The 17,719-nt window shown below is 39.7% G+C and carries 8 protein-coding genes and 1 pseudogene; 4 read left to right on the top strand and 5 right to left on the bottom strand.

All coding sequences use genetic code 11. The annotated features are described in order from the left end of the window. Positions 1-173: 173 nt before the first annotated feature. Positions 174-4,871, bottom strand: a complete 4,698-nt coding sequence (locus V7K35_RS16610) for a response regulator (protein ID WP_335080341.1) — start codon at positions 4,869-4,871, stop codon at positions 174-176. A 22-nt stretch (positions 4,872-4,893) separates the two neighbouring features. Next, positions 4,894-6,318 carry a hypothetical protein gene (locus V7K35_RS16605; RefSeq protein WP_335080340.1) on the bottom strand — a complete coding sequence of 475 codons (1,425 nt, stop codon included), beginning with the start codon at positions 6,316-6,318 and terminating at the stop codon, positions 4,894-4,896. A gap of 802 nt (positions 6,319-7,120) precedes the next feature. On the opposite strand from V7K35_RS16605, the pseudogene V7K35_RS16600 reads away from it, so the two are divergent. Continuing rightward, a pseudogene (locus tag V7K35_RS16600) lies at positions 7,121-8,188 on the top strand (IS4 family transposase). 91 nt (positions 8,189-8,279) lie between these two features. After that, the gene (locus tag V7K35_RS16595) at positions 8,280-8,687 is read left to right on the top strand and encodes a hypothetical protein (protein ID WP_335080339.1); all 408 of its coding nucleotides are present in this window, start codon (positions 8,280-8,282) and stop codon (positions 8,685-8,687) included. 237 nt (positions 8,688-8,924) lie between these two features. On the opposite strand, the gene V7K35_RS16590 is transcribed toward V7K35_RS16595, so the two are convergent. Further along, positions 8,925-9,848 carry an EthD domain-containing protein gene (locus V7K35_RS16590; protein WP_335080338.1) on the bottom strand — a complete coding sequence of 308 codons (924 nt, stop codon included), beginning with the start codon at positions 9,846-9,848 and terminating at the stop codon, positions 8,925-8,927. Between the two features lie 868 nt (positions 9,849-10,716). Here V7K35_RS16590 and V7K35_RS16585 point away from each other — a divergent pair. Together V7K35_RS16585 and V7K35_RS16580 are read left to right on the top strand one after the other, a co-directional pair. Next, positions 10,717-12,285 (top strand): iron uptake porin, encoded by a 1,569-nt coding sequence (locus V7K35_RS16585; protein ID WP_335080337.1) that lies wholly within the window; start codon positions 10,717-10,719, stop codon positions 12,283-12,285. A 132-nt stretch (positions 12,286-12,417) separates the two neighbouring features. Further along, on the top strand, positions 12,418-13,650 hold the full coding sequence (locus V7K35_RS16580; protein ID WP_335080336.1) for an Nramp family divalent metal transporter: 1,233 nt from the start codon (positions 12,418-12,420) through the stop codon (positions 13,648-13,650). Positions 13,651-14,004: 354 nt separating this feature from the next. Here V7K35_RS16580 and V7K35_RS16575 read toward each other — a convergent pair whose 3' ends face one another. Both V7K35_RS16575 and V7K35_RS16570 read right to left on the bottom strand, forming a co-directional pair. Continuing rightward, complete coding sequence (locus tag V7K35_RS16575) at positions 14,005-16,764, bottom strand: AtaL-like protein (RefSeq protein ID WP_335080335.1); 2,760 nt, start codon at positions 16,762-16,764, stop codon at positions 14,005-14,007. A 446-nt stretch (positions 16,765-17,210) separates the two neighbouring features. Next, positions 17,211-17,684 carry a quercetin 2,3-dioxygenase gene (locus V7K35_RS16570; RefSeq protein ID WP_265274599.1) on the bottom strand — a complete coding sequence of 158 codons (474 nt, stop codon included), beginning with the start codon at positions 17,682-17,684 and terminating at the stop codon, positions 17,211-17,213. Between the last annotated feature and the right edge of the window lie 35 nt (positions 17,685-17,719).

The following is a 17,719-nucleotide window of genomic DNA, read 5'->3' as shown; positions in this document are numbered from 1 at the left end:
GCAGTTAACTCACCGAACATACTTTTAGTACATTAAAGTTATTATTCCCAGTTGTTTGCAAGTTCTATCATTCAAAATATGAAATGGGTAATGAAAAATGGAAAATAGGTATTATTTCTGCTTACTCATAAAAAGCTGTCACTTTTTATTTATTAATAAATATTCTTAATTTTTTAGATTTCTGCGTTGTTATCTTGACATTTCAAAAACTTTTGGACGCGTTTTACAAACTCTTCTAACTCTGAGACGAAGTTAGTAGTACCTCGACGCTCTTGGTTGTAAGCTAGTTGTTCTAGTTTTTCAGCTGCCAGATGCATAGTTGTTGCTCCAACATTAGCACTAGCACCCTTAATTTGATGGGCTTGTCGCGCTATTTGATCAAAGTCATGAGCAGCGATCGCTATTTTTATTACCTCTAGACGAGGTTGAATATCTTCAACAAATATTTGCAGTAGTTCCAATTCAAATTCTGGATTATTTTCCGAGAGTTGATGCAAACGTTCCCAATCAATTGGGAGGTTAACTGAACTGACATCTGTTGTAGAAATCTGCTCTGTGGCAGCTATTTCTTTTGCCTTGAATATCACACTTCCCCAACGCTCTAGCGCCGCAGCCAATTTTTGTTTTGTTACTGGCTTGCTCAGATAATCGTCCATTCCGGCATCTAGACACATTTGTTGATCTTCTTTCATGGCATTAGCTGTCATCGCAATTACTATAGGACGACGACTGCTGGCAAAGCTGCTTTCTTGCCAACGATGAATTTCTTTTGTGGTTTCAAAACCGTCCAGAACTGGCATTTGGCAATCCATCAGAATTAAATCATAGGGAATTTTTTCTAATAACTGCAAAACTTCTTTCCCATTACCAGCGACATCAGCACTGTAGCCCAGACTTTGGAGTTGTTTCAAGGCAACTTTCTGATTCACGAGATTATCTTCAGCTAAGAGAATTCTAAGTTTAGGGGAGTCAGGAGAACGATAGTTGCTGTTGTTTTGGTGATTTTTAAGTTTTAACTCCTGACTTCTGACTTCTGATTCCTCTTGTTCCATCTGGGTTCCTAAGATAGTCATGATGGTATCGAGGAGTCGGGACGGCTTAACAGGTTTGACTAAATAAGCCGCAAATCCTATTTTTAGCGCTCGTTGGATTTCATCCCTTTGATTAGTAGAGGTAAGCATAATCAAAGGTAGCCCAGCGATCGCTGAATTTGCCTTAATTTGCTCTCCCAAAGTCATCCCATCTATTTCTGGCATCTGCATATCAACCACAGCTATATCATAGAGATTTTTTTGCTTGGCGGCTTCCTGAATAGCTTGAAGGGCAGTAGTAGCCGAAGCAGCCTGATCCACCAGCATCCCCCAACGGGTAGCTTGATGGTAGATGATTTTGCGATTAGTAGCATTATCATCCACCACTAACAAGCGCCGATTAAGCAAAAGTTCGCGTTCGCCGTTGGCGTTGGCGAAGCTATTGCTTTCTGAGGAAATAGGGTAAAGGTGCTTGGCGAGAGTCACTTCAAACCAAAATTTAGATCCTTTTCCCAACTGACTTTCTACGCCAATTTCTCCTCCCATCAAGCTTACTAGTTGCTTACAAATGGCTAATCCCAAACCTGTACCACCATATTTGCGGGTAGTGGAAGCATCTACTTGAGTAAATGGTGTGAAAAGTTTGGATTGGTCTTCAGAGGTAATGCCAAGACCGGTATCTATGATGGCAAAATAAATGGTGGCTGTAGTAGAGGTTTGCGATCGCAATTCTGCTCGTAATATTACCTCTCCATTGCTGGTGAACTTGACCGCATTGCTGATCAGGTTCATCAGAATTTGCCGTAGGCGGCCAGCATCGCCTTGGAGGTGGGTGGGGACGTTGGGATAGATCAACGCTGCAATTTCTAATCCCTTATTATGGGCTGGGGGAGCCAATAATTCCAATACCTCTTCCACACAGCTAGATAAGTTAAAATCTAGAGTTTCTAGTGCCATTTCCCCAGCCTCAAGTTTGGACAGATCCAAAATTTCGTTGATCAGGCTTAAAAGAGCGTCTCCACTAATGCGAATTGTTTCAATAAAATCCCGTTGCTCTGAGTTGAGGGGAGTTTCTAACATTAAGCCTGTCATGCCTAACACAGCATTCATCGGAGTCCGAATTTCATGGCTCATATTGGCCAAAAAGGCACTTTTGGTTTGAGAAGCTAATTCAGCTTGCTGACGGGCAATTTCGAGTTCTCGTCGCTGTTGAGTTTCTGCGTTTAACATTTGGGCTTGGGCTAAGGCAATACCTACTTGGTCAGCTATCTGCCGTAAAAGATGAGTTTCAAAGCTAGACCATTGGCGGGAACTGCTACACTGATGGACAATTAGCAAACCGCAAAGTTCTTCTTTAACAAGAATGGGTATGACCAAATTGGACTTGACCCCAAATTCTTGCAGTAATTCCATCTGGTTTTTTTGGACTTCAGCTATATCGAATTCAGCAAGCTCGATATCCCGTCCTTGACGATACTGCTGTAAATAGTACTGCTGTGTATATTCCGCTTGAAAGTAAGCATCAGTGAGCTTTTTATCTTTAATTGCTAGCCAGCCAGAAACTACTGCTTCAACTACAGTGGTTTCAGATCCATCTGCCAAAGGTTGATAAATCAAAACTCGATCGCTATAGATAATTTTCTGTACTTCTGTAACAGTGATTTGGAGAATTTCTTTGATTTGCAAAGACTGACGAATCTTGAGGGTGATTTCAGTAAATAATTGCGATCGCAAGTTTTGGCGTTGAAGTTCTTCTTCTGCCTGCTTGCGCTCAATAAACTGCCCTACTTGCTCACCAATCGAATTCATTACTGTTGCCAAATCCGGGTCATGTTGCTGGATCTCATGGCTAAAGCAGGTAATAACACCGATGATTTTTTTACCACTACGGATTGGAAAACCGAAAGCTCCATGCAGTTCTACTTCAGCAGCGATTTGAGAGCGCATGAAATTCTGCTCTTTAATGACATCAGCGATCCAAACAGGTTCAACACTAGTCCAGACACGACCAGGCAGCCCAATTCCTGGTGCAAACGTGATCTGCCGACTTAAGATGTCAAATTCTTGCATCTTTGAGGACATTTTATACCATGAATTTAGCAATGACAGTAGATTTGCTCGTTGATCTACCAGCCAAAATTCACTTAAATCCCATCCCAAACTTTCGCAGATTCCTTGCAGAATTTGGGGCATAGCTTCGTTGATTGTAGCTGACTCTGCTAAGACCCGGGTTGTAGCATACTCTGCTTTGAGATGCTGTTCAGCTAGTTTGCGTAAGCGCAGATCCTCGAATACATCGGTGATGTCGATACCTGTGGTGACAATGTATTCAACATGGCCCTGATAATCTTGCAAGGTAGTGTTAGCCCAGGCAATGAGCCGCCGACTGCCATCCTTAGCTACCCAATAGTTTTCGTACTCTTTGGGCCCTTCACCAGATCGTAACTGCTCAAAAACTGCTTTAACTTCCTCTACCTGTTCAGGAAGTAAAAACAGGTTCCAGAAATACCTTCCTCTCACCTCATCAAATGAGTAACCAGTTGTTTGCTCACAAGCTTGATTGAAGCGAACGATTTGCCCTTGTGTGTCAAGAACTATTACCAAAGCGCTGGCTGTATCAAGGACTGCTGAGATAAAGTTGCGTTCTTGGTTCAGTGTTTCCTCTGTTAATTTACGCTCTTTTACCTCACGAGAAATTAAGTAGTAAACTATACCCAAAATAAGAAAACTTAGAAAAATAGCGATCGCAAGTGTCAAAAGCGTTTTGTTAGCACTGGCTTTTGCAGCTTGTGATTGCTGTTGGAGCAACCTTTTATCCTGATTCTCTATCTCATGTATGACCTTACGGATATTATCCATGAGATATTTTCCTTGATTTGTTTGGATTACCTGCAAAGCTGCATCGAATCCCTGATTTTGACGCAGGTATATAGTCTGCTTGAGTATGGCAAGTTTTGCAGCTATCAAAGATTCAAGGGTTGCAAACTGCTTTTGTTGGCTAGGTTGATCTACAATTAAATCCTTCAGTTCTGCAACTTTTTGATCGATGTTTCCAACTACTGCTTGATAAGGTTCCAGATAACTTTCTTGTCCAGTGAGGATATAACCGCGTTGTCCAGTCTCAGCATCCTTCATATCGGACAGTAGTTCTTCCAGCTTATTGATTTTTTCTTGGGTTTCTTGCACCTGATTTTTACTATCAATCAATAAGCGTGTGTTTTGATAAGAAATCACGCCAATCAAAACTAAAATTGCTGATGCTAACCCAAATCCTCCGGCTACTCTTTTAAAAAATTGTTTACGTCCCTTTTGTGCCTGTTTGCGTGTGTCACTCGCCAACACCAAATTTGCTAAGTTGCGCCGCATTTCTAGCTGCTTGATTACCTGGCTACCTAGAATTCGTAATGCTTCAATTTGTTCTGGAGAAAGGTCTTTTGGTACATGGTCAATTACACAAAGTGTTCCTAGTGCATATCCTTCAGCGTTAATCAGTGGTACACCAGCATAAAACTGAACATTCGGGTCAGAGGTGACTAGTGGGTTTGTAGCAAACCTTTCGTCTTCGGTTGCATCAGGCACAACAAAAACTTCAGGTTGCATAATAGCATGGCCGCAGAATGATATATCTCGCGGTGTTTCTAGGGCATCCAAGCCAACTTTTGACTTGAACCACTGGCGATCGCTATCAACTAAACTGATTAAGGCAATGGGAGTTCCACAAATATATGAGGCTAAACGGGTGAGGTCGTCAAAGGCAGCTTCCGAATGAGTATCGAGGATTTTATACTCCAAAAGAGATTCGATTCGCTGTGTTTCGTTATCAGGTAATGGTGCTTTCATTCTTAAGCCTTATCAGTAACTCTTAAAATTTGACCCGCAATTGTCCTGTCAAGGAATTACCACTATAGGCACTTCCCCCGGTTTCTTGATTTCGGACATTACTAAAGCTATAGCCAAGGTCTAGCTCTATATTTGGTGAAACCTTGACGGTACAGCGCGTTTGATAGGTATTGGCATTGTCAAATTCTCCTTTAAGTCGTTGTCGTCCTAAATTGGCAGCGAGGCGACAGCGTAAGAAATTAGTAATATCTCCTTCCCAAGCCACCTCACCGTTATAAACCAGAAAATCTGGTGGGGAAAAATAGCCACTTGTGCGTTCTAAATCGCGATCGTAACTCCAAGTGAATAAGTTAGCCGCCAAAGAAAATTGTCCGAACTTGCGCTCTAATCTACTAAATGACTGCACCTCGGAATTACCATCGTTGTAAGTACCCAAACGTAATGACGAAAACAAGCTAGTATTACGGTCAATCTGCCAGTATAAATCAGGTCCAAATCGCCAAGCAGTAATTTGATTGTCTAAAGTTCGGGCATTGGATTTATAAGGTCCTTGTTCTAAATTACCTGATAGTATTACTGCCGATAGCAATCGACCTGATGACGAAACTCGCGGCGGCGAAATGGAAGCCTCCACCTTAGCATTGAGATTAATAGCTGTGGGTAAACGATTGAACACATCGACTCCGGCTGCTGTTTGTAGAGTTACTTGCCCAATTTTTCCTTGCCATCCAACCTGTAAGGGAAAGTTGGTAATTGATTCAACACCGCGTTGCTTAAAGAAGTTAAAACCTGTTTTGAAAAATATTCTATTGCCATTACTCAATCGAAATTTAACCGTTGGTTCCAGGAAAAAATTGGTTTGGCCAAAGTTGTCTGTGTCATAGCGATAGTCCGTATCAATACTTTCCAAAACTGCATCCGGCGTTCCTGGTTTAGTGGAAGTTGTTGGTGGACTAGAATTCTGCGGTGGTTCAGGTAACACTGCTGGTAATCGCAGTGAAGGATTAAAGTTTTCCGGCGCTGCCATCAAAATAGGTGTTGACTCTAATTGATAGGGGAACGGTATCGAAAATTGTAAATGACCGAAGTTCAGTTCACCCTTAGCAAAGCCAGATGCTCTGGTGCGATCGCTCTTACTAGCTGGTGCAATCCCTTGTAGAGTAGAGGTTGTGTTATCAGCCCAATCTGCCGCCCTGACTTCTCTATGAATTCCAAGTTCTGAGTATTGCTCTGCTGAAGAAGGATTTACTATAGTGACTCGCTCGGTCAATCCTGAAAGTGATTTCCAGGTCTGATGTGCTTGGGCAGCTTGTAACTTAGCCTCTGATAATGTCAGAATACCTACACTACAGATTACTCCTAATTGAATCTGTAGGCATCCCAAAATCAACTCAGTGTATAAACTATATTGACAAACAAAGATATAACGTCTAAAACTACCTGCCATAAATCGATACTATAGTTATAAATGAAAAACTTGCTGCCAAAAAGTTTTATGGCTGCTAGCTGATGTATTCTGCTTGGGATTATGATGCCCACAATATATGCCTGCTAACACATAGCAAAGGAAAAAGACGTTATTGAACCGAGGAATGATTATTAAATAGGACTTATGCAAAAAACCTCTCAAACTCTTATTCCTCCCTTCGGGTTCGCAGTCGCCTACGGAGGGAAACCCTCCTACAGCGCTGTCTCACCGTGTCGCGCCAGTTGCTTTAAGTCGGGGAACCGCAAGGGCGCACTGGCTTCTCTGCGTCCTCTGTGGTTCGATTTTCCGTTACCTGTGCGTAAGTCCTGGTAAACACAAGACTGCCCTGAGAGGATGTTTGAAAGGTATTATTGCTAACACTAAAAGCTCCCAAACCTAACCCCCTAACCCTATTCCCCCATTCCATACAAGGGAATAGGGGTTTCAAAACTTCTCGACCTTTCGGGGAGAAGAATGGAAGTGGGGTTTTTTAGTATACTTTTAGACCTGACGGGGTGACAAAGCGGCTGAAGCCAAAGAAATAGAAGATTGTGACCCTTTTCTCACATCTTGCACCTAACCAGATAAACCCGCAAAAGGTAAATAAAGAGCGCAAAATATAACAGCAGAACAAGAATGTTGCTTAAGTAAAAAAAAGTAAATAAGAAAACTAAAGAAAATAGTAATACTACCAGAAGTGTTGAATGTTAAGAAAAATCCGATAAAAATAGCCCAAAATATGGTATTTTTGGGCGAAGTCTTAAAATATATTAGTTTGAACGTGATTATAAATTCATTTCCCAAAATTGTCAAAGATATCCTGAAAAGCCTGCCAAAAAACGATTATCCAGTATTAAATAGTCGTCTATTTTTTGAATGCTGGCTATCCTATGTCCGGGATAACAGTTTAACAAGTATGCGAGATTTATTTCAAAGATTAAATAACACCGGATTTGAAGTAGATATTTCTACATTTTCTAAGGCAAGTTCTCACCGTAGTCAAAAACCCTTTCAAGAAATTTATCAGAAATTGAATGAGTTAGTACAGAAGAAAACTCACAAAAAGTTACACGATAAATACGCAATTTGCACAATTGATTCCACAATTATCACTCTCACCAGTAAGTTATTATGGGTGCTAGGTCATCATCAAGTTAAACTTTTTAGTTCTCTAAATCTAGCTACTGGAAGTCCAGAAGAGAACTTCATCAACTTTGGGCATGACCATGATTATAAATTTGGTTCACAAATGATGTCTAGTCTACCAACTAATGCTGTTGGAGTAATGGATAGAGGAGGCAGTGCGTTGGGCGGGTTTCCCGACTTGAAGCAACTGCCGTGCTTCGCAGGATTAAAGTTTATCCAAGAATTGGTACAAGAAAACAAATACTTTGTTTTGCGGATTAAAAACAATTGGAAACTAGAATTTGAGAATGCGACTGGATTAATCAAAATTGGTGCATCTGATCATGCTCAAGCTTATAGAGTGATTAATTTCTATGATTTAGAAACGAAAACTGAATTTCGCTTAGTAGCTAATTTACCAGAGTCAGGAGATGCAGCAGTCACTGATGATGAAATTAGGGACATTTATCGATTACGTTGGGGAGTTGAACTGTTATGGAAGTTTTTAAAGATGCACTTAAAGCTTGACAAGTTAATTACCAAAAACGTCAATGGTATCACCATACAAATTTATGTCAGCTTGATAGCTTATCTGATTTTACAGATTGTATCTATTCCCGCACAATGAGGACATACACTATTAGATAAATTCCGCTATTTACAATCTTGTATGTGTCAGAAAATCAGTTATGTTCATTGGTTTGAGGAGATGATATTTTGTTGACTAATTTAAGCTTTTGAGAGTTAGTGTGACTAGCAATGTAAAGTTTTATATTAGTGTTCAACACTTCTGCCGTGGAGGTAATTGCGTAAATGTGAATGTTCAACGGGCTCCAGCTAAAAAGAAAGCAGATGAATTATCTAAATATCTGCGTGACGAACATCCCGATTACACTTATTTAAAAAGCGTTTTTCGCTACTTGCGAACTGAGTTAGAGATTCAATCCCCCAAAACCTCAACAGACTTATTACCTGATGTGCCAACTGAAGAAGAAATTCAGCGGTACTATGAAGCCGTTTGGCACACTCGTAATATGCAAGATATGGTAATGATAAAAACTCTACTTTATACAGAAGTAAGAGTTAAACAAGGAATTGATGATGCACTGATCCAACCTTACTCAGGACATTCGTCTCGTCAATCGCTGGAAGTGTACTCACGGTTGTCAATAGGGAAAGCTCAAAAAGAATACGACGGGGTGATGGGAAAGTTTCCAGTTTAATACTGCTGTACTACTTTGCCCCTGGTAACAGCTTCCGTAACACTACCCCAAATAAGAGATTATCTCCTTTCCAGCTAGAGTCTGGAAACGAGATAAATGGATTTGGGGTTAAGTTGACACTCATTTCAGAGCCACTACCTCTGCTGTATTCACTTTTTCGCTCAGAATTTAATTCTGAATTCTGAATTCTGACTCCTGAATTCTTTTTTGTCAAATCCTAAAAACTGTTTCCACTATTCAGACGACAAGCGTTGATTTATCCTTACCAAGCATCAGATTAAGTATCTTGTCCTCTGTTTGATTGGTTGCACCCAGACTTGTGATAAGTTCTGCGACAGTAGAAGTTCTTTGTCCAGCGAGGGTTAACTTACCATCATCAATAAACGTGTAAGTACCCTGTTCTCCAAAAGTAACAAATTGCTTTATATAGTTTCTGTAGTCTTTTACTACAGAAGTATATGCTTCTGAATCAAAGAAAGTTGCCATATCTATCGAATTTTTAAAGGCAATTTCAAATGCTGCTTGATATTGCTTTTCTAATGGTTCGTAATTAGAAACTCCCGGTGCTGGTGGAAGTGAATTGTCATGATCTTCAAGTAAATGCAATCTGAACTTAAGAATTAAATCACTTTTTATAAAAGATTCAGGAAATATATCTACCATATATTTCCGAAACTCATCAACGGTTATAGCATTTGCTTTCTTGAGCATAACATGGAATTTGATTACATCTAATTTGCCGATCGCAGAACTATTTTGTATGCTGTTAACATAGGTTTTAGAATTACCACGATTCGTTCTATACATAACAGCTTTATTAACAAAGTTCTGCTGATCAGAATCGAGAATGGCGATAGTATTAACCCAGGTTTGAAAGTTCTCATCTGAGGTAAAGGTCAATTCTGCTATTCCATCAAACTGTTCTTCTTCGGAAATTGTGTATTCTATGCCATCAATACCTGGCCAAATATCATCCCAATTATAAGTTAAATGATACTGCCAGTACTGGTATTGACCTGGTAGCCTTGCACTTACTGGGCCATGAACATTTTTCCAGTAGCTATAAAATGTTTGATAATCTATTTCTTTTTTCTTTTGAATAAGTATGTATAATACTGTCGTCACATCTTGATTATCTTCTGAGTAATTAATCTTTGTCATAGTCCATCTCCTAGTAATAGTAATGCGTTCCTGGATTATCGCTGACGTACCAAATAAAAATTAATTTGACTTATTAGGTCATTTTAATTGTCCAAAATAAATCAGTTTCTTCTTTTAATTCAGGATTTATACAAAATCATTAAAAAGCGAATACCAAAAAACGCAGAGGAATAATATTTTATAGAAAGCTATTGTGTAAGTCCTATAATTAACTATCTGTTGAAAAGAGAAGCTGCGAATGAATTATAGGTTTATACATTCAGCAATGGTATTTCTTCCCAACATCTGCGGCAGAAGAAGTACATCTGTTTATTCCGAATATGTCGCAGCATTCTATGAGAGCAGCAAGGACAATTTTTTACCTCAAAGGTTGGCCTAGATTTGACCATTGGATGCACAGATCGTTAAGTAGCAAGGTGAATATGATAATTTTTTTATAGATTAAAAACCGAGTAAAGGTCTTGTATCTTTTATTTTTCGGTCAATATTGGTGAATTCAGAATTATTCTTCAATATTATTTTATTTAAAGCCTATTTTCACCAGCAAATATCTACATGTTATTGCTGAAGTTAATCTTGTTAATGAAATCACCGATTCGCAGCAGTTTATAGCATCAATGTACTCACAATACGAACTTAGTTATTCGTATGCTTTTAAAACATTGTATTACACTTAAACCATCTTTAAGTCAGATACACACTGGTTTTTAAACTTTAGCGCAGGTCTAATAGACCTAAGTTTGTTCCTAACATCAGGATCTTATCTGGTCAAAAGCTTTTTGAAAGTGAAAACTATATTTAAATCTAATTCAAGATCCGAAAATAACTTGGTATTTCCGACTTAAATCTCACCATGCCAACCTTAAAGATGCGTTTCAATCTAGTCACTGGGATGAGTATTCTCAATTTCATTGTACTAGGTGTTCCTGCTTTAGCTGAAATATCAGAACCTACGAATGTCCGGGTTGAACGGACTGATACCCCAATGGGACAAGTCACTTCTGTATCTCAGCTAAAAGATGTTCAACCAACAGATTGGGCTTTTGCTGCATTACAGTCTTTAGTTGAGCGATACGGTTGCATTGCCGGATATCCAGGAAACTTCTACCAGGGTAATGGGGCTTTGACAAGATATGAGTTTGCAGCTGGGTTAAATGCTTGTTTGCAGCGAGTTAACGAACTGATTGCCACGGCAACTTCTGACTTAGTTCATACAGAAGATTTAGTCACGATTAAGCGTCTGCAAAAGGAATTTGCGACAGAACTAACCACACTGCGGGGTCGTGTAGATAGTTTAGAAAGCCATACGGCACAACTAGAGGCAAATCAGTTCTCCACAACTACCAAACTCAGCGGTCAAGTAATCATTGCCGCGAACTCAGGAACATTTTCTGGAGAACGCATCATTAGCGCTACAGGTCAAGAAATTGCTCGTTCTAACCCCAATACTACGGTGCTTTATCGAGTTGCTTTAGATTTAGATACAAGCTTTTTTGGCACAGACCAGTTAAAAATCCGCATTGATACGGGCAGCTATAATGGTAACGATAATGCGGCAGGATTGTTAGAGCCGACCTTTGGTAGTGTTCTAGACTACTCAGTTAAACCACCCACTAATAACAACTTGGGGCTAGCACGGCTATACTACACTTTTAAGCCATTATCAGACTTGGTGGTGTCTGTGGGACCAGAGATTCGGACTACAGATTATGTTGATCGCAACAGCTACGCTTACCTAAGCTTTCGAGACTTTAGTACTTTGGCATTTGTAAACAACTATATTCTTTTCCCTGTCAACGGCCCTAGTGCAGGTGCAGCAGTTGATTGGAACCCAGGAGCAGGAGCATTGACTATACGGGCTTTATATGCAGCAGCAGAAGCAGCCAATCCAGGTAATCAGGGAATTATCAGAGGTGCAGCGCCGTTTACTCAGTTGTTGTATCCTAATGCTGGTGGCGAACAAGGTTTATTTGGGGATACCTATCAAGGTACTGTTGAACTAGAGTATGCACCATCAAGAGCTTTTGCTGTCCGCCTCCAATATAGTGGCGGAGAATTATTTAATAACCACTATGATGCCTTCGGTGCAAATTTTGAGTTTGCTTTTTCACCGAAAATCGCTATATTTGGTCGCTACGGCTATGGTAATTACAATAACACTAACTTTGGTGATATAAAACCTAATTATTGGATGGCGGGGGTGGCATTTCCAGACTTGTTTTACCCAGGGGCTTTAGCTGGTATTGCAGTTGGTCAACCCTTTATTGCTAATGAGATTGGTAATAGTACTCAAACTAACTTTGAAGGATTCTACAACTTTAGAGTGAGCGACAACATCCAAGTTAGTCCTTCAATTCAGGTAATTAGTAATTCTGCCAATCAGAATACCAATGGTACGATCGTTACAGGCACTCTCCGAACAGTTTTTTCTTTCTAGTTGATATGAATTTATGAAAATATTACCCCAAAAAACAAATGACTCGCCCCGAAAACCGCCCTACTCTCCCTGAAGTTCACCGCAGTATTAGAATTCCTAATAGTAAAAGCTTTTGGCGCAAGATGCTAGCTTATGCAGGTCCAGAGTATCTGGTTTCAGTCGGATATTATTGACCCTGGAAACTGGGCAACAGATATCGCTGGGGGGTCGAAGTTTGGCTATACTTTGTTGACAGCAATTTTGTTGTCAAACCTGATGGCGATATTGTTGCAATCCCTGTGTGTGCGTTTAGGTGTTGCTACAGGACAAGATTTAGCACAGGCTTGTCGAGACTATTTCAGTCAAAGGGTGAGCTTTTGTTTGTGGGTATTGTGTGAGATTGCGATCGCAGCTTGCGATCTGGCAGAATTATTAGGTAGTGCGATCGCATTACAACTTTTATTCGGTATTCCCTTAATATGCGGTGTTTGCATCACAGCCCTGGATGTTCTGGTATTGCTATTTTTGCAACGCAAAGGCTTTCGTTCTACAGAAGCCTTGGTAATAATGTTGGTAGCAACTGTAGGCTTCTGTTTTATAACAGAAATTATCTTCTCCCATCCCGATATGGGAGGCATCATTTTTGGATATCTGCCCAAGGGAGAAATTTTACAGAATCCAGAAATGCTCTACATTGCTATTGGTATTTTAGGCGCAACAGTGATGCCTCATAACTTATATTTACATTCATCTATTGTACAAACACGCGATTGGCAACTAACTTCTCAAAAAAGATGGGAAGCAATTAAGTTTGGCAGATTTGATTCAACTTTCGCTCTATCCTTAGCACTGTTTATTAATTCAGCAATTTTAATTATATCTGCGGCGACATTTCATTTTTCGGGAAATCAGAATATAGCAGAAATTCAAGATGCTTACAAACTGCTTTCACCATTATTAGGAGTTAGTGCTGCTAGTGCTATTTTTGGCATTGCCTTACTTGCTTCCGGTCAAAGTTCAACACTGACTGCCACCCTCGCTGGACAGATTGTCATGGAAGGCTTTTTACAATTTCGTTTTCCATCCTGGTTACGGCGTTTAATTACCCGTTTGCTTGCCATCATTCCCGCGTTGATTACAATTATTATCTTTGGGGAACGTAGCACAAGCAGCCTTATAGTTTTAAGTCAAGTTATCCTCAGTTTGCAGTTACCATTTGCAGTGATTCCTTTGGTGGTATTTACAAGCGATCGCCGTTTAATGGGTGAGTTTGTAAATCCGTTATGGCTCAAATTTTTAGCTTGGGGAATTACTATTATTATCGTTGGGTTAAATGTTTGGTTATTATTACAAATTACTTTAGATTATCTGGGTTTTAATCTCTAAACTCCTAGAAGATCCGCTAAATTTTATAAGTAACGAACCGAACCGCAAACAATACTGTTTGGTTAAGGCAAGAGACGCGATAAATCGCAGTCTTTACAATAATCAGTCCTTCGTCCTGACGGCGGTTTATCGCGGATTTGGGATCTATTATTTTCATCAAATAACCTTAAGCGAACCCTATTGGAACCGCAAAGGGCGTAAAGGACACGAAGAAAGAAGCCAAGAGAATTTAGCGCAGCCTTACAAAGAAATGGTATAAGTAGACGACATTAGTTTATAGTGAAGACTTTAGTCTTCACTATAAACCTTTAATTATTTACGCTGCTCTACTTATCTTGATATGGCTCCTGATGGTTAGCTTATTGACCACTTAGGTGGGTTAGCTATTGACCATTTAGGGGCAAATCCAGTTTTTACCCTTTGTCTAGCTTCAGGATGTTCAGCAAAGTGCTTCCTCATAGTATTGGGTGGAATTAGTCTTTTATTTTCACTAACAGTAAACACGGAGGCGGAGTAGGGAACAGCAATTGTAGGATTAAATACAGGATTTACATCCATAAAAATCCGCAGTTCTGAGAATTTATCCCCTTCTACACGAAAGATATCAAAACAAGGAAGTGTAATAACCGAGCCATCTTTACGCCAGTAGGTAACATCCATTTCTACAAATACTACATCACCAACTTCCCAGATCATTTTGATGTCATGATAAACAGCAGAAATACCACTAAAGAACGCGTCTGCAGATTTCTTAATTGCTGCTTTATCAAAACACACATCAAAGTTACCAAACTGATAAACTGGTGTGTCGGTAAAAAAGGTTATAAATCCTTCCGAATCAAACGCCTCACCTCTGGAGAATAAGCGCTTCACCAAGTCTGTTGTCGCACCTGGAAATTTTTCGGAAGTAGATTTACTGGCATTAGCTGCTATTTGGTCATTAAAAACTGAAGTTTGTAATCTATTTTCTTGCTGTTCGGCAACAGTTTTTAAGTTCAAAACAATCTGCTTAACTGCTTCGGCAATGTTTTCTTGAATTTTTTGAGCAACCTTATGACCCTCTTCATTATAAGGTTCCCAGTCCCAAGTATAGCTAATTACTAAAGGTTCATGAGGATTATTACTAGCAGGCCGGACAACTGCATTCACTCCCTGACCAATAAACAAAGGATTATTGACTAAGGTGTGTCGGATTTTTCCAGTTTTTTCATTCCAAGTTATTTTTTCCTCAACTGTGATATTGAGAACTTTTATTTCCCGCAGTAGACCATTATCATATCTCTCAAGAATTTTGTAATTGTGAGCCTCTGGATTGTAGCTGCCTGGGTTTTCAATGTTGTCCAGCAAAACATTCCAAACAGTTGATAATGAAGCATTTACAGCACTGCTAAATGTAGCATAAACTCTTCCTGATATCTCTATCTGTTGAGAATATTGAGAATTTAAAACAGCAAAATGTGTATTGTTTGCTATATTGTATTCCTTTTGTGCGTTAGCAAAATGTTGTTTAACTGTGCGAGTAGCTTGGTTGAATTCTAATTGTTCTCCATTTGGCCCTTTACAGTAGAACAATGCCCAACCTTCTAATTCACCAAAGTCTTCTTCTGGTTGACGATCTGCATTCAATGAATCTGGCTCTTGCCAAAATTTAGAAGAATTATATTTGAGGGCAACTTTTCTTCTTTCCTCTTCGGATTTTACTCGAATGACGCGATTACAAACAACATTTTTCATCCCGCGAATTTGGCACTCATCTTCCAACATATTGGCGAAAACATTCAAGTCTACATCATCTTTTACGTGAAAAGATAGATGCATAGCATTTACATGACCAATGTGAGAAGGAATGCGTGCAACAGATGAATTATGGGGATTTTGTGTTGCTGCATTTCGAAAATAAATCAGTTCAATACAGGTATTACCAAAGGAGATAAATTTAATATCTAGGGCTTCTTTCGCATCCCTAAGACTGGGAATACCAAAACTTTTGAGGTCAACTCCTTGGGCTAATGCATCCAACTCTTCTTTTTGAAAAAGAGTGTTTTGCATTGCATCACCCATGAGATTATTTTCTACAACAACTATCTTCCCTCCTAACACCTCTGTGTAAAATTCAAGGGATTTTTCCATGTCTTGAACCGTAACCCCGATGTGTTGCACCCCTTGGAGGTAATGACCTAATCCAGGCTTAACAGCCTCTTTACCGTTCATGAGAGAAACTATATCTAACTTTAATTGATTGGTTGCTCCTACTTTCACAATCAAATCTGCAACATTAGAACTCCATTGACCTGCTAGAGTCAATTTGCCGTTATAGACAAAAGTGTAAGCACTGCGTTCTAGCAATGGGAAAATCTGCTTCACATATTTAGCTAAGTCTTTGAAAGCAGCAGCGTACTCTGGAGAAGCAAAGAATGCTTCCATTTTGAGAGGATTCTTAAAGGCAATTTCAAACGCCGCTTGATACTGTTTTTCTAATGGTTCTAAATGGGATACCCCAGTAATATTTGGGCGGGAATTATCTATTTCATCAAACAAATGCAGTCGAAATTTGAGGACTGCATCACTTTGAAGAATTGCTGGAGTAAAATAACCCGTCAAATGTTGGCAAAAGGCTGCTAGATTTACATCATCAGCTTTTTTGACCATGACATGGAATTTTAACCCGTCCACCTTACCGTTTGGTTCTCCTGTGGGGATGCCATCAATAAAGGTTTGGGAATTGCCATAGTTGGTGTTGTAGCCAACTGCTTTATTAAATAAGTTATGCTCGTCAGCAATCAGAGGATCTGACGATTGAAAAAAAGCTTGGCGATCGCTTTCTGTCTCAAAGGTTAACTCTGCAATGCCATCACATTTATCTTCTGGCTGATATGTATAATCAATCCCTGGAACCCTTGGCCACAAACTACCATTATGATTATTAGCCAGGTGAAATTGCCAATATTGGTGCTGACCTGGTAATCTAGCACAGAGAGGCCCATGTACATTTCTCCAGTAATCGTCAAAAAGCTCTAAGGAAATTCCTTTTCTTTTCCATAAGAGAACATAGAAGGCTACTTTGCCACCTTGATCTCGGATTGCATAATTAGCTTTTTCTGTTGCTGCGTTCATTGCAGATATCCTTCCTTGATTCAACACTACTCTGATTAAAAATCTCATTTAGCTTGCCGAAGCAGCTGACTTTTCACAATAAGTTCTCAAACCACTAGCTGGCGAAATTAAATATGCATTATCCAGAACCCTTGTAGAGACGTAGCGCTGCTACGTCTCTACGTTTGCATACAGGCTGTAATCTCCAGTTTTGTTGGCAAGGTTGGCTTAAGTAAGAAAACTAATTAAGTAGGTTGGCTTAAATAAACCTAACTATGTAACAAAATCTAGAAAGCCCAAAGCCCTTACGATTGATTCACTTCGCTTTGCTGCATTCGCAATGACATAGTTATAAATTTTCCCACTTGCTTACTTAGTTGAGTTTAGCGATCGCTCTATCCAACCTACAATTCTTCTTCACTTACTAAAAAACCCGCCATGCTGTTACTGTAGTTGCCCGATGAGAACTAGAGGATTTCCACGCCATATTTAGGGCCTACTTCACGCATCTTTCTAATTTGCTCTTCGAGAGGTATAGGTACGGGCGTATCTTTGTCTTTCACGAGATAGCCTACTTCCTCAAAAAAGTTTTCCAGCCCCGCAGGAATAGCTGTTGTGAAAGTTCTTGCCGGTGTCGTACCTACATTTTTAAAAGAATGAGGAATGCCTTTAGGTGCATGAACAAAGCTACCAGCTGACAAAACTATATTTTGATCTCCAACCTGGAATAATAATTCCCCTTCCAGAATATAGAAAGTTTCATCTTCCCGATGATGAATGTGAGGTGGAGATCCATGTTGGGGTGGAATGAAAAACTCAAATGTTGAATAAGCTCCGCCAGTATCTTCACTAACTGCTTTAAAAGTATATGTGTCTCCCACAACCGAGTAAACAAGACCTTCACCTGCTGGTGACACTACTGGGTTAGTACTGCTTACCAATGTATTTCTCCTTATATCTGCTAAAATTCTTTAAA

The sequence above is a fragment of the Nostoc sp. genome (assembly GCF_036917275.1).
GTDB lineage: Bacteria > Cyanobacteriota > Cyanobacteriia > Cyanobacteriales > Nostocaceae > Nostoc.
The sequence above is the reverse complement of the archived record's forward strand: the minus strand, read 5'-3'. Positions and strand labels throughout refer to the sequence as shown.